This is a genomic window from Kitasatospora sp. NPDC043949, from assembly GCF_056435365.1.
In genome coordinates this window covers 46,073-66,157 of record NZ_JBWKEQ010000044.1, presented here as the reverse complement: position 1 = coordinate 66,157, position 20,085 = coordinate 46,073, and the positions used below count along the sequence as shown (strand labels likewise).

Annotated in this window: 19 protein-coding genes and 1 pseudogene; 11 read left to right on the top strand and 9 right to left on the bottom strand. The window is 73.2% G+C overall.

Features of this window, described 5'->3' with window-relative positions:
* Positions 1-136 precede the first annotated feature (136 nt).
* Positions 137-490: an iron-sulfur cluster insertion protein ErpA gene (erpA, locus tag AC07AL_RS29275; RefSeq protein WP_030391519.1), complete on the bottom strand. Its 354-nt coding sequence runs from the start codon at positions 488-490 to the stop codon at positions 137-139.
* Positions 491-736: 246 nt separating this feature from the next.
* Between erpA and AC07AL_RS29270 the strand changes: the two genes are divergently transcribed.
* On the top strand, positions 737-1,597 hold the full coding sequence (locus AC07AL_RS29270) for a GNAT family N-acetyltransferase (RefSeq protein WP_363580970.1): 861 nt from the start codon (positions 737-739) through the stop codon (positions 1,595-1,597).
* 91 nt (positions 1,598-1,688) lie between these two features.
* Here the strand turns inward: AC07AL_RS29270 and AC07AL_RS29265 are convergent, their stop codons facing one another.
* From AC07AL_RS29265 to AC07AL_RS29255, 3 genes are all read right to left on the bottom strand, one after another.
* Entirely contained in the window at positions 1,689-3,056 is a 1,368-nt protein-coding gene (locus AC07AL_RS29265) for a pyridoxal phosphate-dependent decarboxylase family protein (RefSeq protein WP_244293334.1), read from the bottom strand.
* A 219-nt stretch (positions 3,057-3,275) separates the two neighbouring features.
* Positions 3,276-3,740 carry an Lrp/AsnC family transcriptional regulator gene (locus AC07AL_RS29260; RefSeq protein ID WP_363580968.1) on the bottom strand — a complete coding sequence of 155 codons (465 nt, stop codon included), beginning with the start codon at positions 3,738-3,740 and terminating at the stop codon, positions 3,276-3,278.
* 204 nt (positions 3,741-3,944) lie between these two features.
* Positions 3,945-4,868 (bottom strand): NADP-dependent oxidoreductase, encoded by a 924-nt coding sequence (locus AC07AL_RS29255; RefSeq protein WP_363580966.1) that lies wholly within the window; start codon positions 4,866-4,868, stop codon positions 3,945-3,947.
* 219 nt (positions 4,869-5,087) lie between these two features.
* Here AC07AL_RS29255 and nadA point away from each other — a divergent pair, with 219 nt between their 5' ends.
* Positions 5,088-6,272 (top strand): quinolinate synthase NadA, encoded by a 1,185-nt coding sequence (gene nadA, locus AC07AL_RS29250; protein ID WP_400333622.1) that lies wholly within the window; start codon positions 5,088-5,090, stop codon positions 6,270-6,272.
* A gap of 86 nt (positions 6,273-6,358) precedes the next feature.
* Here the strand turns inward: nadA and pspAA are convergent, their stop codons facing one another.
* Together pspAA and AC07AL_RS29240 are read right to left on the bottom strand one after the other, a co-directional pair.
* Positions 6,359-6,652, bottom strand: coding sequence for a PspA-associated protein PspAA (gene pspAA / locus AC07AL_RS29245; RefSeq protein WP_363622262.1), 294 nt, complete (start codon positions 6,650-6,652; stop codon positions 6,359-6,361).
* Between the two features lie 37 nt (positions 6,653-6,689).
* Positions 6,690-7,493 carry a PspA/IM30 family protein gene (locus AC07AL_RS29240; RefSeq protein WP_363580962.1) on the bottom strand — a complete coding sequence of 268 codons (804 nt, stop codon included), beginning with the start codon at positions 7,491-7,493 and terminating at the stop codon, positions 6,690-6,692.
* Between the two features lie 298 nt (positions 7,494-7,791).
* Between AC07AL_RS29240 and AC07AL_RS29235 the strand changes: the two genes are divergently transcribed.
* The gene (locus AC07AL_RS29235) at positions 7,792-8,382 is read left to right on the top strand and encodes a DUF3043 domain-containing protein (RefSeq protein ID WP_350886323.1); all 591 of its coding nucleotides are present in this window, start codon (positions 7,792-7,794) and stop codon (positions 8,380-8,382) included.
* A 158-nt stretch (positions 8,383-8,540) separates the two neighbouring features.
* A complete protein-coding gene (locus AC07AL_RS29230) occupies positions 8,541-9,281 on the top strand; it encodes a methyltransferase domain-containing protein (RefSeq protein WP_363580980.1) in 741 nt (246 codons plus the stop codon).
* Between the two features lie 17 nt (positions 9,282-9,298).
* Here AC07AL_RS29230 and AC07AL_RS29225 read toward each other — a convergent pair whose 3' ends face one another.
* Entirely contained in the window at positions 9,299-9,499 is a 201-nt protein-coding gene (locus AC07AL_RS29225; protein WP_350886321.1) for a hypothetical protein, read from the bottom strand.
* Between the two features lie 78 nt (positions 9,500-9,577).
* On the opposite strand from AC07AL_RS29225, the pseudogene cobU reads away from it, so the two are divergent.
* The 7 genes and pseudogenes from cobU to AC07AL_RS29190 form a co-directional block, all read left to right on the top strand.
* A pseudogene (gene cobU, locus AC07AL_RS29220) lies at positions 9,578-10,189 on the top strand (bifunctional adenosylcobinamide kinase/adenosylcobinamide-phosphate guanylyltransferase); the annotation flags it as partial.
* A 28-nt stretch (positions 10,190-10,217) separates the two neighbouring features.
* Positions 10,218-11,333, top strand: a complete 1,116-nt coding sequence (locus tag AC07AL_RS29215) for a nicotinate-nucleotide--dimethylbenzimidazole phosphoribosyltransferase (protein ID WP_363628804.1) — start codon at positions 10,218-10,220, stop codon at positions 11,331-11,333.
* A gap of 87 nt (positions 11,334-11,420) precedes the next feature.
* Positions 11,421-12,200: an adenosylcobinamide-GDP ribazoletransferase gene (locus AC07AL_RS29210; protein WP_363580958.1), complete on the top strand. Its 780-nt coding sequence runs from the start codon at positions 11,421-11,423 to the stop codon at positions 12,198-12,200.
* Positions 12,201-12,460: 260 nt separating this feature from the next.
* Positions 12,461-13,966, top strand: coding sequence for a leucyl aminopeptidase (locus AC07AL_RS29205; RefSeq protein WP_363580956.1), 1,506 nt, complete (start codon positions 12,461-12,463; stop codon positions 13,964-13,966).
* 406 nt (positions 13,967-14,372) lie between these two features.
* A complete protein-coding gene (lpdA, locus tag AC07AL_RS29200; protein ID WP_363580954.1) occupies positions 14,373-15,761 on the top strand; it encodes a dihydrolipoyl dehydrogenase in 1,389 nt (462 codons plus the stop codon).
* A gap of 56 nt (positions 15,762-15,817) precedes the next feature.
* A complete protein-coding gene (gene sucB, locus AC07AL_RS29195) occupies positions 15,818-17,590 on the top strand; it encodes a 2-oxoglutarate dehydrogenase, E2 component, dihydrolipoamide succinyltransferase (protein ID WP_363628806.1) in 1,773 nt (590 codons plus the stop codon).
* 211 nt (positions 17,591-17,801) lie between these two features.
* On the top strand, positions 17,802-18,317 hold the full coding sequence (locus tag AC07AL_RS29190) for a DUF4240 domain-containing protein (RefSeq protein WP_350885237.1): 516 nt from the start codon (positions 17,802-17,804) through the stop codon (positions 18,315-18,317).
* 42 nt (positions 18,318-18,359) lie between these two features.
* Here the strand turns inward: AC07AL_RS29190 and AC07AL_RS29185 are convergent, their stop codons facing one another.
* Entirely contained in the window at positions 18,360-19,421 is a 1,062-nt protein-coding gene (locus AC07AL_RS29185; protein ID WP_363580950.1) for a DUF2510 domain-containing protein, read from the bottom strand.
* 119 nt (positions 19,422-19,540) lie between these two features.
* The gene (locus AC07AL_RS29180; protein ID WP_363580948.1) at positions 19,541-20,038 is read right to left on the bottom strand and encodes a GNAT family N-acetyltransferase; all 498 of its coding nucleotides are present in this window, start codon (positions 20,036-20,038) and stop codon (positions 19,541-19,543) included.
* Positions 20,039-20,085: the final 47 nt, after the last annotated feature.

Here is a 20,085-nt window from a genome sequence, read left to right as displayed (position 1 = left end):
CCCCCCCCCCCCTCCCCCCCCCCCCCCCCCCCCCCCCCCCCCCCCCCCCCCCCCCCCCCCCCCCCCCCCCCCCCCCCCCCCCCCCCCCCCCCCCCGCCTCCGTACTGCGGCTCGAACGAGCGTCGAGCGGTGCTGCCTAGCTGAACGAGTCGCCGCAGGCGCAGGAGCCGGTGGCGTTCGGGTTGTCGATCGTGAAGCCCTGCTTCTCGATGGTGTCGACGAAGTCGACGGTGGCGCCGCCCAGGTACGGGGCGCTCATCCGGTCGGTGACGACCTTGACACCGTCGAAGTCCTTGAGCACGTCGCCGTCGAGCGAGCGCTCGTCGAAGAACAGCTGGTAACGCAGGCCGGAGCAGCCACCGGGCTGGACGGCGACGCGAAGTGCGAGGTCGTCGCGGCCCTCCTGCTCCAGCAGGCCCTTGACCTTGGCCGCGGCGGCATCGGTAAGGAGGATGCCACTCTCGACGGTGGTCTCGTCCTGGACGGTCATCTGCTTTCTCCCGGTCTTTGACGACGGTTTGCCCCCAGTGCCAACCAACGGCCGTCCGGATTCATTTCCCGAACGGCGATTGTCTTCGTCGGCTTGCTGGTGGCGGAATTTCCGTGGGCCGGGTGTGCCACCCGCGTCCCCTACGCTCCCCATGCTCGCACAACCCGGGAGGGTGGGTCACCGCCCGAGCCGCGGAATCCGGGGAACCCGCCCCGGGCCGGGCCCGCGGACGCCAGGATGGTGGCCATGATCCTGCGCCAGGTCAGGGACACCGCCGCCGACGCGGAGGCCGTCCAGGAGCTCTCCCTCGCCGCGTTCGCCGATCCGGCCCTGCCCGGTCCGGCGCCCGCACGGACCCCGCTGCAGCTCGCCCGGACCAGACATCTGGCCCGCACCGATCCGGAGGGCTGCTGGCTGGCGGAGAGCGGCGGGGAGCCGGTCGGCGCGGTGCTGTCGATGCGCCGGGAGGGCCTGTGGGCGCCGTCGCTGTTCGCGGTCCGGCCGCAGGCGCAGGGCAAGGGCGTCGGGCGGCTGCTGCTGGAACGGGCGGCGGCACACTCGCGGGGCTGCCTGCGCGGGATGGTCTGCGCGTCGGCGTCCCCGGCGGCGGCCCGCCGCTACCGGCTGGCCGGGTTCACCCTGCACCCGGCGATGCGGCTGACCGGGCGGGTGGACCGGGCCGGGCTGCTCGACCCGGGGGACATCCCGGTGCACCGGGGCGGCGCCGTCCACCGGCACCTGCTGGACTCGGTGGACCGGCGGCTGCGCGGGTCCGCGCACGGCCCGGACCACGAGCTGATGCTGGGCCACTTCGAGGAACTGCTGATCGCCGACGCGCTGGCCGGCAGCGGCTACTGCTACCGGGACGGCGGCGAGGTGAAGCTGCTGGCGGCCACCACCAAGCGGATCGCCGCCCGGCTGCTGCGCGAGGCGCTGGCCCGGGTGCCGGACGGGGTCGAGGCGCGCGTGGAGTTCCTGACCGCCGAGCAGGAGTGGGCGCTGGACGTCGGCCTGGAGGTGGGGCTGACCCCGCGGAGCCGGGGCTTCGTCGGGCTGCGCGGGATGCGGCCGCCGGCGCCGTACCTGCCGAGCGGCGCCTTCCTCTGAACCACGGGACGACGGAACGACTGGACGACTGGACGACGGGCCCCCCGCCGGCTGCCTGCTCCGGCGGGGGCCACGGGTCACCGGGGGCCGATCAGGCCATGGTGTCCAGGATCTCCCGGACCATGTCCATCGTCGTGCCCGGGTGCAGGAAGGCGAAGCGGGCGACCGTCTCGCCGTCCCAGCCGGTGGGGGTGACGAAGCCGATCTGGTCCGCGAGCAGCTGCTGCGACCAGCGGTAGTAGTCCTCGTTGGTCCAGCCCTTGCGCTTGAAGCAGACGGCCGAGAGCTGCGGGTCGAACAGCAGCTCCAGGTGGTCGGTGTCGCGGATGAGCTGGGCGGTGTCCCGGGCGAGCGTGAGGCCGGCCTCGATGGCGTCGGTGTAGGCCTGGGTGCCGTGGACGGCGAGGGAGAACCACAGCGGCAGGCCGCGGGCGCGCCGGGTGAGGTGGTAGGCGTAGTCGGTGGGGTTCCACTCGTCGCCCTCGGTGTGCAGGACGTCGAGGTAGGAGGCGTCCTGGGTGTGCACGGCCCGGGCGAGCTGCGGGTTGCGGTAGATCAGCGCGGCGCAGTCGAAGGGGGCGAACAGCCACTTGTGCGGGTCGACGACGAAGGAGTCGGCGTGCTCGATGCCGTTGTAGCGCTCGCGCACCGAGGGGGCGAACAGGCCCGCGCCGCCGTAGGCGCCGTCGACGTGGAACCAGAGGTCCCGCTCGCGGGCGACCTCGGCCAGGCCCTTGAGGTCGTCGACGATGCCCTCGTTGGTCGTCCCGGCCGTGCCCACGACCGCGATGACGGTCTCCGGGTTCGGGTCGGCGGCCAGCGCGGCGCGCAGCGCCTCGCCGGTGAACCGGCGGTTCACGGTGGGGACCTTGAAGGCCTCGACGCCGATGATGTTGAAGGTGTTCTTGACCGAGGAGTGGACCTGGTCGGCGACGGCGATCCGCAGCCGCGCCTCCGGCCCGACGCCAAGCTTGCGGCGGGCGGTGTCGCGGGCGACGACGAGGGCGGAGAGGTTGCCCGCGGAGCCGCCGGAGACGAAGGTGCCGCCGGCCGAGGCGGGCAGGCCGGCGCGGTCGGCGATCAGGCGCAGCACCTGGTTCTCGGCGGCGATCGCGCCGGCCGCCTCCAGCCAGGAGATGCCCTGCAGGGACGCGCAGGAGACCACCATGTCGAAGAGCAGCGCGGCCTTGGTCGGGGCGCACGGGATGAACGACAGGTAGCGCGGGCTGTCGGCGGAGATCACCGCGCGGGACAGCTCGTGGTCGTAGAGCTTGAGCACGTCGGCGGGGGCGTTGCCGTCCGCGTTCAGCAGACCGGCCAGCTGGGCGCGCAGGTGCTCGCCGTCACCGGGGTGGTCGAGCGGGACGGGGTCGTACTGCAGCCGGTCCCGCATGTAGTCGAAAACCAGGTCGACCAGTTCGTTGTCGGGCCGGTGCATGCGGTCGGGGGCTGCGGACACGGCTGTCCCTCTCGGCTGTGGGGTGTCGGGGGATGCCCGGTCGGCGGGGCGGTTCACCGCGTGGACCGGACGTGATCAGCGTAGGCAGCGGGAGGGGTTCGCCGCGCGTCGGAACCCGGCTGGTCAGGCAGCTTTCGGGCGTCTTCGGGCCGGTCCGCGCAGGATTCCTGCGCACCGGCCGGAGGGGGCCGGACGGGGGCCGGCGGGCTAGGGCGCGCCCTAGCCGATGAGCTGGGAGAGGACGACCGAGGAGCGGCTGCGCTGGACGCCGGGCTCGCGGCGGATGCGCTCGATGACGGCCTCCAGGTGCCGCATGTCGGCGGCGCGCAGGTGGACCAGGGCGTCCGGGTCGCCGGTGACCGTCCAGGCGGCGACCACCTCGGGGAACTGGCGCAGGCTGGCGAGGATCTCCTCGGGGGCGGTCCGCTCGCGGCAGTAGACCTCGACGAAGGCCTCGGTCTGCCAGCCGAGCACCGACGGGTCGAGCACCACGGTGAAGCCCCGCACCACGCCGCGCGCCCGCAGCCGGTCGATCCGGCGGCGCACGGCGGTGGCGGAGAGGTTGACCTGGAGGCCGATCTCGGCGTACGAGGCGCGGCCGTCGCGGCCGAGCCGGGCGAGCAGGAGCCGGTCGGTCTCGTCCAGGTCGGTCCCGACCACCTCGTGCGCTCGGCTGCTGGTCATCGGTGCGGGGCTCCACGGGTCGTACGGGTCGGTTGCGGCCTCGGGCGGCGGGCCCTCGGACGGAGGGCGGTAGGGGCGGCTGCCGAAACGGTTCGCCAACCATTCTGGCGGATGTCAGGAGCGAGTTCACCGCTGGCAGATGACGGCCGGTGGTCCGTCGGTGGTCCGCCGCCGGTCGGCAGCCGGTCCGCCGTCAGTCCGCCGTCAGTCGGCCAGCAGGACGATCTTGCCCCGGGTGCGGCCCTCGGCGCTGAGCGCCTGGGCGGAGGCCGCCTGGGAGAGCGGGAAGGTGGAGGCGACGGTGACGGTCAGCCGGCCGTCGTCGGCCAGCGCAGCCAGTTCGGCGAGGTCCGCGGCGTCCGGGCGGACCCAGACGTAGTGGCCGCCGAGGGCCTTCACCCCGAAGTCGGTGATCGAGGCGATCCGGCTCTGGTCCGCCACCAGGCTCGCCGAGAGCGGGACGGCGCCGTGGCCGACCAGGTCGAGGGCCGCGTCGATCCCGCCCGGGGCGAGCGCCCGGACCCGGTCGGCCAGGCCCTCGCCGTAGAGCACCGGCTCGGCGCCGAGGCCGCGCAGGTAGTCGTGGTTGCGCTCGCCCGCGGTGCCGATCACCCGGGCTCCGAGGGCCCGGGCGATCTGGACGGCCAGGTGCCCGACCCCGCCGGCCGCGGCGTGCACCAGCAGGGTCTCCCCCGCCCGCAGCCGCAGTGCCTTGAGGCTCTGCAGCGCGGTGAGCCCGGCCAGCGGCAGGCCGCCGGCCTGGGCCCAGTCCAGTGCGGCCGGCTTGCGGGCGAGGGTGCGGACCGGGGCGGAGACGAGTTCGGCGTAGGTGCCGTGCTCGACGGTGTCCTTGCGGACGTAGCCGTAGACCTCGTCGCCGGGCGCGAACTCGGTGACGCCGCCGCCGACGGCGCGGACCACGCCGGCCAGGTCCCAGCCCATGACGAGCGGGAAGTGCGCGTCCAGCAGGCCGTCCAGGGCGCCGTCCCGGATCTTCCAGTCCACCGGGTTCACCCCGGCCGCCCGCATCCGCACCAGGACCGAGTCCGGACCGACCTTGGGGTCGGGCAGGTCGGTGTACTCGACGACTTCGGGGCCGCCGTAGCGGTTGATCGCGATTGCCTTCATGGCCTCAGCCATACCCGGGCCCGGCCGGATATCGATTCGGCCACGCGAGGACCACCCCAAAACGGTCATCCGGTTCCGCCAGGGTCCGATTCGGCGAGCGGTTCTCGTCACATCGACAGGATGGCCATCGTCACTCTGACACCAACCGGTTATCATAGATAGCGTCAGATAGACGAAAAGGCTTCAGGCTTGATCGGCCGCACAGAAGGGCACCCGCCCGTGACCACCACCATCACCGAGACCCACGGCGTCGACCCCACTCCGACGCCGCTCGCTCTGCTGCTGCTCGGCCGCGAGGCCGACCCGAACAGCGAGCGCGGCGTCGAGTGCCCCGGCGACCTCCCCCCGGCCTCCGACCCGAACCTCGTCGAGCGCGCCCGCGCCGCCAAGGCCGCGCTCGGTGACCGCGTCTTCATCCTCGGACACCACTACCAGCGCGACGAGGTGATCGAGTTCGCCGACGTCACCGGCGACTCCTTCAAGCTCGCGCGGGACGCGGCGGCCCGCCCGGAGGCCGAGTACATCGTCTTCTGCGGCGTGCACTTCATGGCCGAGTCCGCCGACATCCTGACCGGCGACGCCCAGCAGGTCGTCCTCCCGGACCTCGCGGCCGGCTGCTCGATGGCCGACATGGCCACCGCCGAGCAGGTCGCCGAGTGCTGGGACGTGCTGACCGACGCCGGCATAGCCGACGTCACCGTCCCGGTCTCGTACATGAACTCCTCCGCCGACATCAAGGCCTTCACCGGCAAGCACGGCGGCACCATCTGCACCTCCTCCAACGCCGAACGCGCCCTGGAGTGGGCCTTCGAGCAGGGCCAGAAGGTCCTGTTCCTGCCCGACCAGCACCTCGGCCGCAACACCGCGGTGCGCGATCTGGGCCTCTCGCTGGACGACTGCGTCCTGTACAACCCGCACAAGCCGAACGGCGGCCTGACCGCCGAGCAGCTGCGGGACGCCAAGATGATCCTGTGGCGCGGCCACTGCTCGGTGCACGGCCGGTTCAGCGTGGACTCGGTGAACGACGTGCGCGAGCGGATCCCCGGCGTCACCGTGCTGGTGCACCCCGAGTGCAAGCACGAGGTCGTCTCGGCCGCCGACATGGTGGGCTCGACCGAGTACATCATCAAGGCGCTGGACGCCGCCGAGCCCGGCTCCAAGTGGGCCATCGGCACCGAGCTGAACCTGGTCCGCCGCCTGGCCAAGGCCCACCCGGACAAGGAGATCGTCTTCCTGGACCGGACGGTCTGCTTCTGCTCCACCATGAACCGGATCGACCTGCCGCACCTCGTCTGGGCGCTGGAGTCGCTGGTCGAGGGCCGGGTGCCGAACGTGATCACCGTCGACCCGGAGACCGAGAAGTACGCCAAGGCGGCGCTGGACCGGATGCTGGCCCTGCCGTAGCCGGCCCGGCCGCCGGGACACGACGAAGGGCGGGTCCCCTCCCACCGGAGGGGACCCGCCCTTTCGTCTGGCACCGGCCGCGGCGGCTACTCGGGGTAGCCCGGGATCACACCCTCGCCGTCGGCCATCAACATCTCGCGGACCTCGTCGATCGTCGCCTCGGCGCTCGGCAGGATCAGCTCGGACGGCGCCAGTGAATCCAGCGGCACCGGAGTGCCGAACTGCTTCACCGCGTCCAGCAGCTTGCCGTAGGCCCGACGGAAGTGCTCCTCGTCCCCCGACTCCACTGCGGTGACGAGCTCGGCGTCGAGCTCGTTGAGCAGGTTCAGGTGGGACTCGCCCACCTCGTACTGCCCCTCACCCATGACCCTCATGATCATGCCGTGCGTCTCCCTGGTTCGTGGGATGGAGCTCAGATCACTTGTTGTAGTTGATGCGCGGGGTGTCCTGCTGCGGCTGGGCCTGCGGCTGCTGCGAATTGCCCTGCTCGATCGCGGCCGGACCGGAGGACGGGCCCCCCAGCTCGGCCTTCATCCGGGCCAGCTCCAGCTCGACGTCGGTGCCGCCGGCCACCCGCTCCAGCTCGGCCTCGATGTCGTCCTTGCGGCCGAGACCGCTGGAGTCGTCGAGCGCACCGGACGCCAGCAGCTCGTCGATCGCACCGGCCCGGGCCTGCATCTGGGCCGTCTTGTCCTCGGCCCGCTGGATGGCCAGGCCGACGTCGCCCATCTCCTCCGAGATCCCGGAGAAGGACTCGGCGATGCGGGTCTGCGCCTGAGCGGCGGTGTAGGTGGCCTTGATGGTCTCCTTCTTGGTGCGGAAGGCGTCCACCTTGGCCTGCAGCCGCTGGGAGGCGAGCGTGAGCTTCTCCTCCTCGCCCTGGAGGGCCTGGTACTGCGTCTCCAGGTCGGTGATCTGGGACTGCATGTTGGCCCGGCGGGTCAGCGCCTCGCGCGCGAGGTCCTCGCGGCCCAGGGACAGCGCCTTGCGGCCCTGGTCCTCGTACTTCGCCGACTGCTGCTGGAGCTGGGTCAGCTGGAGTTCCAGGCGCTTGCGCGAGGTCGCGACGTCCGCGACGCCACGCCGTACCTTCTGCAGCAGTTCGAGCTGCTTCTGGTAGGAGTAGTCGAGCGTCTCTCGGGGATCCTCCGCCCGGTCCAAGGCCTTGTTCGCCTTGGAGCGGAAGATCAACCCCATACGCTTCATGATTCCGTCGCTCATGGGCCTCGGGTGCCCCCTTCTCCGGCCTGCGGTCTCTATCTCGATACCAGACACGACGAGTGTATGTGCAGCGAGCCCGTCGCCGCAGTGCACCTGCCTGCTACAAGACTGCTACAGCGACCAGCGGAGTTCCTCCTCCCCCGGGTGGATCCGCCTCTCATCCCCTCCATAGTCCATCCGATTGATCCCCTACGGGAAGGGGCCGGGAAACCCCGGCGGGCGCCGACCTCGCGGATTGATACGCGTTTGGGTCCGAGGGGACCCCGAGAAGCCGCCCGGCACCCCGTACGCTGGTGGTGTGTTCCGACGCCGTTCAGATGATGCAGCCGCCTCCGCCACCGTGCTGGAGAAGCCGGACGAGACCCGCCACCCCCAGGCCAAGAAGGGCCGGCCAACGCCCAAGCGCAGTGAGGCCGAGGCCAACCGGCGCACCCGGGTGACGGTGCCCAAGGACCGCAAGGAGGCCGCCCGCCAGGCCCGCGAGCGGATGCGCTCCGAGCGCGAGAAGCAGCGCACCGCGCTGCTGGAGGGCGACGAGCGCCACCTGCCGGCCCGTGACAAGGGCCCGGTGCGCAAGTTCGCCCGCGACTACGTGGACGCCCGCTGGTCGCTCGCCGAGTTCTTCCTGCCCGCCGCCGTGGTCATCCTGGTGCTGAGCATCATCAAGGTGCCCGCCATCCAGCTGCTGTCCACGCTGCTGTTCCTGCTGTTCTTCGTGCTGGTGATCCTGGACTTCGTCCGCCTCGGCTTCGGTCTGCGCAAGCAGTTCGCCGAGCGCTTCGCCGGCCAGAACACCCGCGGCGCGGTCGCCTACGGCCTGATGCGCATCCTGCAGATGCGCCGGCTGCGACTGCCCAAGCCGCAGGTGCGGCGCGGAGAGAAGCCCTGACCGCCGAACCGGTGGACTCCGGCTGGGCCCCCCCTTCCTGGGAGGGGCCCGGCCTGTACGCGTTGCCGGGGCAGGGGGACGGCGGCCACGACCGGATCGGCCAGGAGCGCCGGCTGCCCTCGCGCAGCGGCTCCTTCGCCGGCGGTACCGGCGCCTGGCTGGACCGGCTCGGCGGACTGCGCAACTTCGTCCGCCAGGAACTGGTCTCCCGGCAGCTCGCCGAGCAGCTGGCCGGCCGCACCGCGCAGCGCGTCCTCGACATCGGCTGCGGCCAGGGCACCCAGGCGCTGCGCCTGGCCCGGGCCGGCCACTACGTCACCGGCATCGACTCCGACCCGGTCGCGCTCGGCGTCGCCCAGGGGGCGCTCGCCGAGGAACCGCCGGAGGTTGCCGGCCGGCTGCAACTGCTCAGCGGCGACGCCCACCAGTGCGGGCGCTGGTTCGGCCCGCGCAGCTTCGACGTGGTGCTCTGCCACGGCGTCCTGATGTACCTGCCCGCCCCCGACCCGATGATCGCCTCGCTGGCCCGGCTGCTGGCCCCGGGCGGGCTGCTCTCGCTGCTGGTCCGCAACCGCGACGCGCTCGCCCTGCGGCCCGCCGCCGCCGGGGACTGGCGGGCCGCCCTGCACGCCTTCGAGAGCGACCGGTACTACAACCGGCTCGGGCTGGCCGCCCGCGCCGACCGCCTCGCCGACCTCACCGTCACCCTCTCCGAGGTGTCGGTGCCGCTGAAGCACTGGTACGGCGTACGGGTCTTCACCGACAACGCGCCCGACGACGCGACCCCGCCGGTGGACGGGCGGCAGCTCGCCCAGCTGCTGGAGGCCGAGGACCGGGCCGGCCGCACCGACCCGTACCGGCAGGTCGCCGCGCTGCTGCACGTGGTCGGCGCCAAGTAGCGGCCCCGCGACGGCGGTTACGCCTCGTGCAGGCTCATCGAGTAGATCACCCGGTCGTCGTCCAGCAGGACCGCCGTGTCGATGCCGTCCTCGGCGAGCTGCTTCCAGGACTCCCCGATCCAGGTCTCGGCGTCCCCCTGACCGGCGAACTCCTCCTGAGCGCCCTCCGGCACCACCGCGGTGCCGTCCGCCTTCTCGTACCGCCACGTCCAGACCATGCCCGGCTCCTCCCACCGACGACGCTGCCTGCGTGCTGCGCACCTTAGCCTGCCCGGCCCGATCTTCCGTATGCCTGGCCGGACGGTCCGGATGCCCGGTCGGGCAGGATGGGCGGCATGGCGATCCACCACCCGCTCCCCCGCACGCTGCTGCTCGGCGGCGCCCGCTCCGGCAAGTCCACCCGGGCCGAGCAGCTGCTCGCCGACCACCCGGACGTCCTGTACGTGGCCACCGGCGGCGCCCGGGACGGCGACGCCGAGTGGGCCCAGCGGGTCGCGCTGCACCGCGAGCGGCGGCCGGCGAGCTGGCGCACCGCCGAGACCTGCGACCTGGAGGCCGTGCTGGCCGACCGGACCGACCCGGCGCCGGTGCTGGTCGACTGCCTGGCGCTGTGGCTGACCGCCGTGATGGACGAGTGCGGCGCCTGGGACGACGCGGTCTGGGCTACGGGTGGGGAGGCCGCCGTCCAACGGCGCTGCGAGGCCCTGGCGCGGGCCTGGGCGGCCACCGGGCGCACGGCCGTCGCGGTCAGCAACGAGGTCGGGATGGGCGTCGTCCCGGCGACCGCCGCCGGCCGGCGCTTCCGCGACACCCTGGGCCGGCTGAACATGGCCGTGGCGGACGCCTCCGAGCGTGTGCTGCTGGTCGTGGCCGGGCAGGTTCTGACCGTCAAGCCAGCCGCCGCCTGAACATCTGCGGCGTGTAGCCTTCCGGACGATGGACACGACCGTGGATCTCGATACGTTCTCCTCGCTCGTCGAGCGCCCCGACGAGAGCGCCCGACGGGCCGCCGAGGAACGCTGGCAGGAGGCCGGCCGGCCGCGCGGCGGGCTCGGCAAGCTGGAGGAGCTGGGCAGCTGGCTGTCGTCCGTACAGGGGCGATCCCCCGTGCGGCCGGTGTCGGCCCCCAAGGTGCTGCTGTTCGCCGCCGACCACGGCGTGGCCGCGCTCGGGGTGTCCCGGCTGCCCGCCAAGGGCGGCACCGCCGCGCGGGTGCGCGCCGTCCTGGACGGCACCGCGCCGGTCACCCGGCTGGCCCGGCGCTACGGCGCCGAGGTGCGGGTCGTCGACGTCGCGGTGGACGCCGACCCCGCCGACTTCCCGGACGACGTGGTCACCCACCGGATCCGGCGCGGCTCCGGCCGGATCGACGTCGAGGACGCGCTCACCCCCGAGGAGACCGCGCGGGCCTTCCGGGCCGGCATGGCCGTCGCCGACGAGGAGGCCGACGCCGGCACCGACCTGGTGCTGCTCGGCGACCTCGGCGTCGGCGCCACCACCGTCGCCGCCGTCCTGGTCGGCGCGCTGTGCGGAACGGACGCGGCCGCCGTCACCGGGCGCGGCTCGGGCGTCGACGACCGGGTCTGGATGGTCAAGTGCGCCACCATCCGCGACTCCCTGCGGCGGGCCCGGCCCGTCCTCGGCGACCAGCTGGCGCTGCTCGGCGCCACCGGCGGGGCCGACTTCGCGGCGATCACCGGCTTCCTGCTCCAGGCCGCGGCGCGACGGCTCCCGGTGGTGCTGGACGGCGTCGTCTCGGCGGCCTGCGCGCTGGTCGCGCAGCGGATCGCCTTCCGGGCGCCGGAGTGGTGGCGGGCCGGGCAGTCGAGCGGCGAGCCCGCCCAGGCCAAGGCCTACGACCGCCTCACCCTGACGCCGTTGCAGGACCAGGGGATCACCATGGGCGAGGGCCTCGGCGCGCTGCTGGCCCTACCTCTGCTCCAGGCCGCGGGCGACGCGCTCGCGGACGAGGCCCCGCGGCCGTTCGTGCCGTCGGCGCCGAAGGAGCAGCCGAAGCTGCCGTCGGCGGCGGACCTGCTGCGGCGGCTGTAGGAACCCGCAGCAACCCGTGGCACCAGGATCATGGGCGCCCCGTCCGGCACATCGGACGGGGCGCTTCCGTTCGGAGGGAAACACGTCGTGCAGGGCGCCAGTTGGGCCGAGGGGCTCCGGTTCGGGTTCGGGACGCTGTCCGTGCTGCGGGTGCGGGTGGAGCGGTGGGACCGGGCCGCGGCGGCGCGGGCGATGACGGCGGCCCCGGTGGTGGGGCTGGTGCTCGGCGCGGCGGGCGCCGGGGCGGGGGCGCTGGTGGCCTGGCGGGCCGGCGGGCTGCTCGGGGCGGTGGCGGCGGTGGGGGTGCTGGCCGCGCTCACCCGGGGGCTGCACCTGGACGGTCTGGCGGACGTGGCCGACGGCCTGGGCAGCGGGAAACCGGCCGAGGACGCGCTGCGCATCATGAAGCAGTCCGACATCGGCCCGTTCGGCGTCCTGACCCTCGTTCTCGTGCTGCTGGCCCAGATCGCGGCGCTGGCCGGACAGTTCGCCGAGTCGACCACGCGCGGCGCGCTCGCGGTGCTGGCGTCGGCGGTGACCGCGCGGTGCGCGCTCGCCTGGGGCTGCCTGCGGTCGGTGCCGGCCGCCCGGCCGGGCGGCCTGGGCGCGATGGTGGCGGGCACCGTGGCACCCGCCGGAGCGGTCGCGGGGACGGCCGCCGCAGCGCTCGCCCTGGCCGCACTCGGACTGTTTGACGGATCGTCAATCCTCCGCCTCCCCCTGTCCGTTGTGCTCGGCGTCGGCTGCGCCCAGCTGCTGCTCCGGCGCTGCGTACGGCGGTTCGACGGAATCACCGGGGACGTGCTCGGCGCGATGGCGGAAACCGCCGCGACCGCCTCGCTGTTCGCCCTGGCGTTGCTCGGCTGATACCGGGCGGCGCGTGATCCCACCATGCGGACTACCATGCGGGGAGCACCGCAGCCCTGCACCGTCGCAGGTCCTGCCCGCCCGGCGTGACCCGAGGAGCCGGGGCCTCTGGTGTGCGTGGCCGCGACCTGCGCGGGTGCGCGCGCCAGGGGGCCCGGACCCGGAGCGTGCCGGGCGGTCCGGCCTGCGACGGCGGGTTGCGCCGGTGCGGCAGCCTCGCCGCAACCGGCCGTGGACCGCGAAAGAACAGGACGCATTACGTGACTGCATTGTCTGTGAGCACCTCCTCCGCCGCCTCGCTGCGCGCGGACGCCCTGGTGGTCGGTGTCGCCAAGGGCCCCAAGGGCATCGTGCTGGCCCCCGGCTCCGAGGCCGTGAACGAGGCGTTCGAGGGCAAGCTGACCGAGGTCCTCAGCACCCTGGGCGCGACCGGCGCCGAGGGCGAGGCCGTCAAGGTGCCCTCCCCCGCCGGCCTGAAGGCCGCGCTCGTGCTCGCGGTCGGCCTCGGCGAGGCCGCCGAGGCCGGCTACCAGCTGGAGGCGCTGCGCCGCGCCGCTGGTGTCGCCGCCCGCACCCTGGCCGGCGCCAAGAAGGCCGCGCTGGCCCTGCCGACCGAGTCCGCGGACGAGGTCGAGGCCGTCGCGCTGGGCGGCCTGCTCGGCTCGTACGCCTTCGGCACCTACAAGGCCGACGGCAGCGGCAAGGAGCCGGTCGGCGAGCTGGTCGTGCTGGCCCCCCGCAAGGGCAGCAAGGACGCCAAGGCGGCCGTGGAGCGCGCCGCCGCGGTCGGCGAGGAGATGAACCGGGCCCGTGACCTGGTCAACACCGCGCCGAACGACCTGAACCCGAAGAGCTTCGCCGCGATCGCCCAGGCGGCCGGCAAGGAGCACGGCCTCAAGGTCGAGGTGCTGGACGAGAAGGCGCTGCTCAAGGGCGGCTTCGGCGGCCTGCTGGGCGTCGGCAACGGCTCGGCCAACCCGCCGCGGCTGGTGAAGGTGGCCTACACCCACCCGAAGGCGAAGGCCACGCTGGCCTTCATCGGCAAGGGCATCACCTACGACTCGGGCGGCATCTCGCTGAAGCCGGCCGGCCACAACGAGACCATGAAGTGCGACATGGCCGGCGCCGCCGCCGTGTTCGCCGCCGTGGTGGCCGCCAAGCGCCTGGGCCTGGCCGTCAACGTGACCGGCTGGCTGGCGCTGGCCGAGAACATGCCGTCCGGCTCCGCCACCCGCCCCGGCGACGTGCTGCGCATGTACGGCGGCAAGACCGTCGAGGTGCTGAACACCGACGCCGAGGGCCGTCTGGTGCTGGCCGACGCGATCGTGCGCGCCGGCGAGGAGAACCCGGACGTCATCGTCGACGTGGCGACCCTGACCGGCGCCATGGTGCTGGCCCTGGGCAACCGCACCTTCGGTGTGATGTCCAACAACGACGAGCTGCGCGAGACCCTGCACACCGTCTCGGGCGAGGTCGGCGAGCAGTCCTGGCCGATGCCGCTGCCGGCCGAGCTGCGCAAGGGCATGACCGAGTCGACCATCGCCGACCTGGCGAACATGGGCGAGCGGATGGGCGGCGGCCTGGTGGCCGGCCTGTTCCTGAAGGAGTTCGTGGCCGAGGGCATCGACTGGGCGCACCTGGACATCGCCGGCCCGGCGTTCCACGAGAGCGCGCCGTTCGGCTACACCCCGAAGGGCGGCACCGCGAGCGCGGTGCGCACCCTGGTCCGGTTCGCCGAGCAGACCGCGGCGGGCAACAAGGCCTGATCAGGCACCGAGTCGACGGGGGTCCGGCGCGCGTGCGCCGGGCCCCCGTCGGCGTTCGCGCGCCGGCGCCGGTTACCCGCGAGTAGGCCGGGACCCCGCCCCGCACCTCTGTTCGCTGCGGGCGAAACTTTGTTCCACCCTGCGGAAGACATGGCGCCGCAGGGCTGCGCCGACGCCCGTCCGGCGGCTGTCAACCCCGCGTTGAGCTGCAATGATGCCCTTCCGTCGGGGGTATTCCCGCCCCGGTGACCGCTCTGTGGGACACCCCTGGGGTGGACCCGGACATCAGCCACCGCGAACAAGTGCGAAGATGTATTTCCGGCACGACTGGGCGCCTCACAAAGGCTTCCGACCCACCGGACCGCGACCGGCCCGGCGACCCACCCCATTGCATGGAGGACGTGACGTGGCGAACGACGCCAGCACCGTTTTCGACGTAGTCATTCTCGGAGGCGGAAGCGGCGGTTACGCCGCGGCGCTCCGCGCCGCTCAGCTGGGCCTGAGCGTCGCCCTGGTCGAGAAGGGGGAGCTGGGCGGCACCTGCCTGCACCGCGGCTGCATCCCGACCAAGGCTCTGCTGCACGCCGCCGAGATCGCGGACGAGACGAAGGAGGCCGCCGAGTTCGGCGTTCTGGCCACCTTCCAGGGCATCGACATCAACGGCGTCCACAAGTACAAGGACGACGTCATCGCTGGCCTGTACAAGGGCCTCCAGGGCCTGGTCGCCTCCCGCAAGGTCACCTTCATCCAGGGCGCGGGCAAGCTCTCCTCGCAGACCTCGGTGGACGTCAACGGCCAGCGCATCGAGGGCCGCCACATCGTCCTGGCCACCGGCTCCGTGCCGCGCTCGATCCCGGGCCTGGAGATCGACGGCAACCGCGTGATCTCCTCGGACCACGCCCTCAAGCTCGACCGCATCCCGAAGTCGGCCGTCATCCTCGGCGGCGGCGTGATCGGCGTCGAGTTCGCCTCGGTCTGGAAGTCCTTCGGCGTCGAGGTCACCATCGTCGAGGCGCTGCCGCACCTCGTCCCGCTGGAGGACGAGAACTCCTCCAAGCTGCTGGAGCGCGCGTTCCGCAAGCGCGGCATCAAGTTCGAGCTGAAGGCCCGCTTCTCGGGCGTCGAGTACACCGAGGCCGGTGTCCGCGTCTCCACCGAGAACGGCAAGCAGATCGACGCCGACCTGCTGCTCGTCGCCATCGGCCGCGGCCCGGTCTCGTCCGGCCTCGGCTACGAGGAGAACGGCGTCGCGATGGACCGCGGCTACGTCCTGGTCGACGAGTACATGCGCACCAACGTGCCCACCATCTCGGCCGTCGGCGACCTCGCCCCGACCCTGCAGCTGGCCCACGTCGGCTTCGCCGAGGGCATCCTGGTCGCCGAGCGCCTGGCCGGCCTCAAGCCGGTGCCGATCGACTACGACGGCGTCCCGCGCGTGACCTACTCCAACCCCGAGGTGGCCTCCGTCGGCATCTCCGAGGCCAAGGCCGTCGAGCTGTACGGCAAGGAGAAGGTCGTCACCCTCAAGTACAACCTGGCCGGCAACGGCAAGAGCAAGATCCTGAAGACCGCCGGCGAGATCAAGCTCGTCCAGGTCAAGGACGGCGCCGTGGTCGGCGTCCACATGGTCGGCGCCCGCATGGGCGAGCAGGTCGGCGAAGCTCAGCTGATCTACAACTGGGAGGCCCTGCCGGCCGAGGTCGCGCAGCTCATCCACGCGCACCCGACCCAGTCCGAGGCCCTGGGCGAGGCGCACCTGGCGCTGGCCGGCAAGCCGCTGCACGCGCACGACTGATCACGCCACCACCCCCCATTTCCAGTACGCAAGACTTGATAGGAGTCGCTGAAACCATGGCGGTCTCAGTAACACTGCCCGCGCTGGGCGAGAGCGTTTCCGAGGGCACCGTCACCCGTTGGCTGAAGGCCGAGGGTGAGCGTGTCGAGGTCGACGAGCCGCTGCTCGAGGTGTCGACCGACAAGGTCGACACCGAGATCCCGTCGCCGGCCTCCGGCATCCTGGCCTCGATCAAGGTCGGCGAGGACGAGACCGTCGACGTCGGCGCCGAGCTGGCGATCATCGACGACGGCTCCGGTGCCCCGGTCGCCGCTGCGGCCCCGGTCGCCGAGGCCGCGCCCGTCGCCGCCCCGGCCCCGGTCGTGGAGGCGCCCGCCGCCCCCGCCCCGGTCGCCGCTGCCGCCCCGGCGGCTCCGGCTGCCGCTCCGGCTGCCGACGCCACCCCGGTCCTGCTGCCCGCGCTGGGCGAGTCGGTCACCGAGGGCACCGTCACCCGTTGGCTGAAGGCCGAGGGCGAGACGGTCGAGGTCGACGAGCCGCTGCTCGAGGTCTCCACCGACAAGGTCGACACCGAGATCCCGTCGCCGATCGCCGGTGTCGTGGTGAAGATCCTGGTCGGCGAGGACGAGACCGCCGAGGTCGGCGCCCAGCTCGCGCTGATCGGTGCCGCGGGTGCCGTCGCCGCCGCCCCGGCCCCGGTCGCCGCCCCGGCCCCCGTGGCTGCCCCGGCTCCGGTCGCCGCTCCGGCTCCGGTGGCCGCTCCGGCTGCCCCGGCCCCCGTCGCTCCGGCCGCGCCGGCTCCGGTCGCCGCCGCGCCGGCCCCGGTGGCCCCGGCCGCGCCCGCTCCGGTCGCCGCTCCGGCTCCCGTCGCCCCGGCCGCGCCGGCTGCCCCGGTGGCCGACGCCGGTGACGCCTACGTCACCCCGCTGGTGCGCAAGCTCGCCGCCGAGCACGGTGTCGAGCTGTCCTCCGTCGCCGGTACCGGCGTCGGCGGCCGCATCCGCAAGCAGGACGTCGTCGCCGCCGCGGAGGCCGCCAAGGCCGCCCCGGCCCCGGTCGCCGCCGCCGCTCCGGCCGCTGCGCCGAAGGCCGCCGCCGCGCCGTCCGCCCTGCGCGGCCAGACGGTCAAGATGACCCGCATGCGCAAGGTCATCGGCGACAACATGCTGAAGGCCCTGCACGAGCAGGCCCAGCTGACCAGCGTGGTCGAGGTGGACGTCACCAAGATCATGTCGCTGCGCGGCAAGGCCAAGGAGGGCTTCCTCGCCCGCGAGGGCGTCAAGCTGTCCCCGATGCCGTTCTTCGTCAAGGCCGCCGCCCAGGCGCTGAAGACCCACGCGGTCGTCAACGCCCGGATCAACGAGGCCGAGGGCACCATCACCTACTTCGACACCGAGAACATCGGTATCGCGGTGGACTCCGAGAAGGGTCTGATGACCCCGGTCATCAAGGGTGCGGGCGACCTCAACATCGCCGGCATCTCGAAGAAGACCGCCGAGCTGGCCGCCAAGGTCCGCGACAGCAAGATCACCCCGGACGAGCTGTCCGGCGCCACCTTCACCATCAGCAACACCGGCTCGCGCGGTGCGCTGTTCGACACCGTGATCGTGCCGCCGAACCAGGTCGCCATCCTGGGCATCGGTGCCACCGTCAAGCGCCCGGTGGTCATCGAGGCCGACGGCGGCACCGCCATCGGCATCCGTGACATGACCTACCTGTCGCTCTCCTACGACCACCGCCTGGTGGACGGCGCCGACGCCGCCCGCTACCTGGTCGCGGTCAAGGAGATCCTGGAGGCCGGCGAGTTCGAGGTCGAGCTCGGCCTGTAAGGCTCTGCCGGTCCGCGGTTTCGGCTGCACGGAGCCCCGCGTCGTCCCTGGACGGCGCGGGGCTCCGCCGTTGCCCGGGCCCGCCTGCTGTCCGCCTGCTTCCGGCCGCGTCCGGTTGTCTCGGGCCGCGCCTGGCTGCGTCGAACATCACCAGCGTTTCGCCGGGCCATGGCATGCGCGGGGGCTTGCGAACGGGGATGCTGGAGCGGTGATGGACGAGACCGACTTCTGGCAGATGATCGACGAGACCCGGGAGGACGCCGACGGCGATCCGGACGAGCAGGCCGACCGGCTGGTGGAACGGCTGGTCCAGCTGACCCCGGACGACGTCATCGACTTCGCCCGGCTGTTCGAGGCCCGGTTCCAGCGGGCCTACCGCCACGACCTCTGGGGCGCCGCCTACCTGCTGCTGGACGGCGCCTCCGACGACACCTTCGACTACTTCCGCTGCTGGCTGATCGGCCAGGGCCGGGACGTCTTCGAGGGCGCCCTGTTCGAGCCTGACGACCTGGCGGACCTGCTGCCCGAGTTCGACGAGGAGGAGGACGGCGAGGCCGAGGACCTCGGCTACGCCGCCGACGAGGCGTACGAGCAGCTGACCGGACTTCCGCTGCCCGAGGTGGGCGGGCGGCAGTCCGGCCGACCGGCCGGGGCCGCGCTGGACTTCGACGACCCGGACGTCATGGCGAAACGGTTTCCCAAGCTCTGGGAGCGCTACGGGGATTAGGACGCGTCAGACACGCCCACGGCATGAGCGGGGCCGGACGCGTCAGGCGGTGCTGCCGCCGCCGGACGTGCCGTCCTGCTTGACGCCCTTGAGGATCTGGTCCAGCACGGACGCGTCCGGCGCGCTCGGGGTGTCGTCCACCCCGCCCTCGAACACCACGAAGCCGCCGCCCTTGGCCGGGACGGCCGCCAGCAGGACGTAGCCCTGGGTGCCGTCCGCGGTGCGGATGTGCCAGCGCACGGCGTAGCCGGACACGCCCGCGACGGTCGTGTAGCCGGAGCCGGAGTCGGTGTGCGAGCTGATCCCGGTGAAGATCTGGCCGGCGTACGCGGGCATCGTGGCCTCGGCGGCCGTCTTGGCGGTGACGCCCTGGACGGTGTCCTTCTCGACCGAGAACTGGCCGCGGATGCAGGAGCTGCCGTCCGGGCAGGTGTAGCGGCCGGTGCCCAGGTAGACCGTGGAGTGCGGGGAGTTGGGCGCCACGTCCCAGCCGTCGAACACCGGGACGGTGATCGCGTGCTGGGCGTCCGGGACGGTGCTCCTGACGGTCGGCGCCGGCTTGGGCGCGGGCGTCGGGGCGGACGTGCCCACCGTGGGGCTCGGGGCGGGGCCGCTCCGGGTGATGGTGACCGTCGGGTTCGGGGCCGGGTCGGCCTGCGGGGAGCCGCCACTGAGCACGATCCCGGCGACGATCCCGCCCACGGCGAGGACGGCGACCGCGATGCCGACGACCAGGCCGGGCCTCATCCGGCGGGGCGCCGGCTGCTGCGGCGGGTAGCCCGGCGCCGGGTAGCCGTAGCCCGCGCCCTGGGCGGGGTAGCCGTCCTGGGCCGGGTAGTAGCCGTCCTGGCCCGGGTAGCCGTAGCCCGGGGCGGGGGCGCTGCCCGGGTAGCCGGGGGCGTCCTGCGGACCGCCGTAGCCGTACCCGGGCTGCCGGCCGGGGGGCTGCCAGCCCTGGGTGGGGGCGTCGGCGAGGTGGCCGACGCCGCCCTGGAGCGGGCGCAGCTCGCTGGTCCAGGCGTTGCCGTCCCACCAGCGCTCGTGACCGGGGGTGCCGTCCGCACCGGGGACCGGGTACCACCCGGGGGGCGTCGAGTTGCTCACGGCCGTACGGTACCCGGCGGGGTGCTGGTCCAGACAGAGCGGATCGGTCACGACTCTGCACCACCCGCCACATCTGACCACTCGTCAGATGTGGCGGCCGGCAAGGCCGGTCGGGCGGGTCAGTCCGCCAGGCGGCGGGCCATCCAGATGTCGTCCACGTAGGACCCGTCGATCAGGAACTCCTCCGCCAGCGAGCCCTCGACGACGAAGCCGCAGCCCTCGTAGAGGCGGCGGGCCGGGGCGTTCCAGCCGAGCACCCGCAGGGTCAGCTTGCGCGCGCCCGCGGCCCGGGCGGCCTCGCAAGCCGCCTCGACCAGGCGCCGGCCGACACCCCGGCCGCGGGCCGTGCCGTCGACGACCAGGCCCTGGATCTGCCGGACGTGCCGGTTGCTGGCCAGCGGGGTCGGCGGGACCTGGCGGACGTAGCCGACCACCCGGCCGTCCAGGAGGGCGACCAGGTACTGCTCCGGGGTGTGCCGTTCGTCGAAGACGCCGTCCTCCTCGGGCGGCTGCGGGGAGACGTCGGCCAGCGGGGACCAGGCGGCACGGTTGAGAACGGCGAGTTCGCCCTCGTCCTCGGGTTGAGCTGGGCGGATGATCAGATTGTCCTCGTGCATGCGCGTCATGCTAATGAGGCGCATGCCGACATGACAGGGCTTGAGGA

Coding starts and splice junctions, on each gene's coding strand:
- erpA (WP_030391519.1), bottom strand. CDS start 490: ATGACCGTCCAGGACGAGACCACCGTCGAGAGTGGCATCCTCCTTACC.
- AC07AL_RS29270 (WP_363580970.1), top strand. CDS start 737: ATGATCCTGCGCCAGGTCAGGGACACCGCCGCCGACGCGGAGGCCGTC.
- AC07AL_RS29260 (WP_363580968.1), bottom strand. CDS start 3,740: ATGACCAGCAGCCGAGCGCACGAGGTGGTCGGGACCGACCTGGACGAG.
- AC07AL_RS29255 (WP_363580966.1), bottom strand. CDS start 4,868: ATGAAGGCAATCGCGATCAACCGCTACGGCGGCCCCGAAGTCGTCGAG.
- pspAA (WP_363622262.1), bottom strand. CDS start 6,652: ATGATCATGAGGGTCATGGGTGAGGGGCAGTACGAGGTGGGCGAGTCC.
- AC07AL_RS29240 (WP_363580962.1), bottom strand. CDS start 7,493: ATGAGCGACGGAATCATGAAGCGTATGGGGTTGATCTTCCGCTCCAAG.
- AC07AL_RS29225 (WP_350886321.1), bottom strand. CDS start 9,499: ATGGTCTGGACGTGGCGGTACGAGAAGGCGGACGGCACCGCGGTGGTG.
- AC07AL_RS29215 (WP_363628804.1), top strand. CDS start 10,218: ATGGACACGACCGTGGATCTCGATACGTTCTCCTCGCTCGTCGAGCGC.
- sucB (WP_363628806.1), top strand. CDS start 15,818: ATGGCGGTCTCAGTAACACTGCCCGCGCTGGGCGAGAGCGTTTCCGAG.
- AC07AL_RS29190 (WP_350885237.1), top strand. CDS start 17,802: ATGGACGAGACCGACTTCTGGCAGATGATCGACGAGACCCGGGAGGAC.
- AC07AL_RS29180 (WP_363580948.1), bottom strand. CDS start 20,038: ATGCACGAGGACAATCTGATCATCCGCCCAGCTCAACCCGAGGACGAG.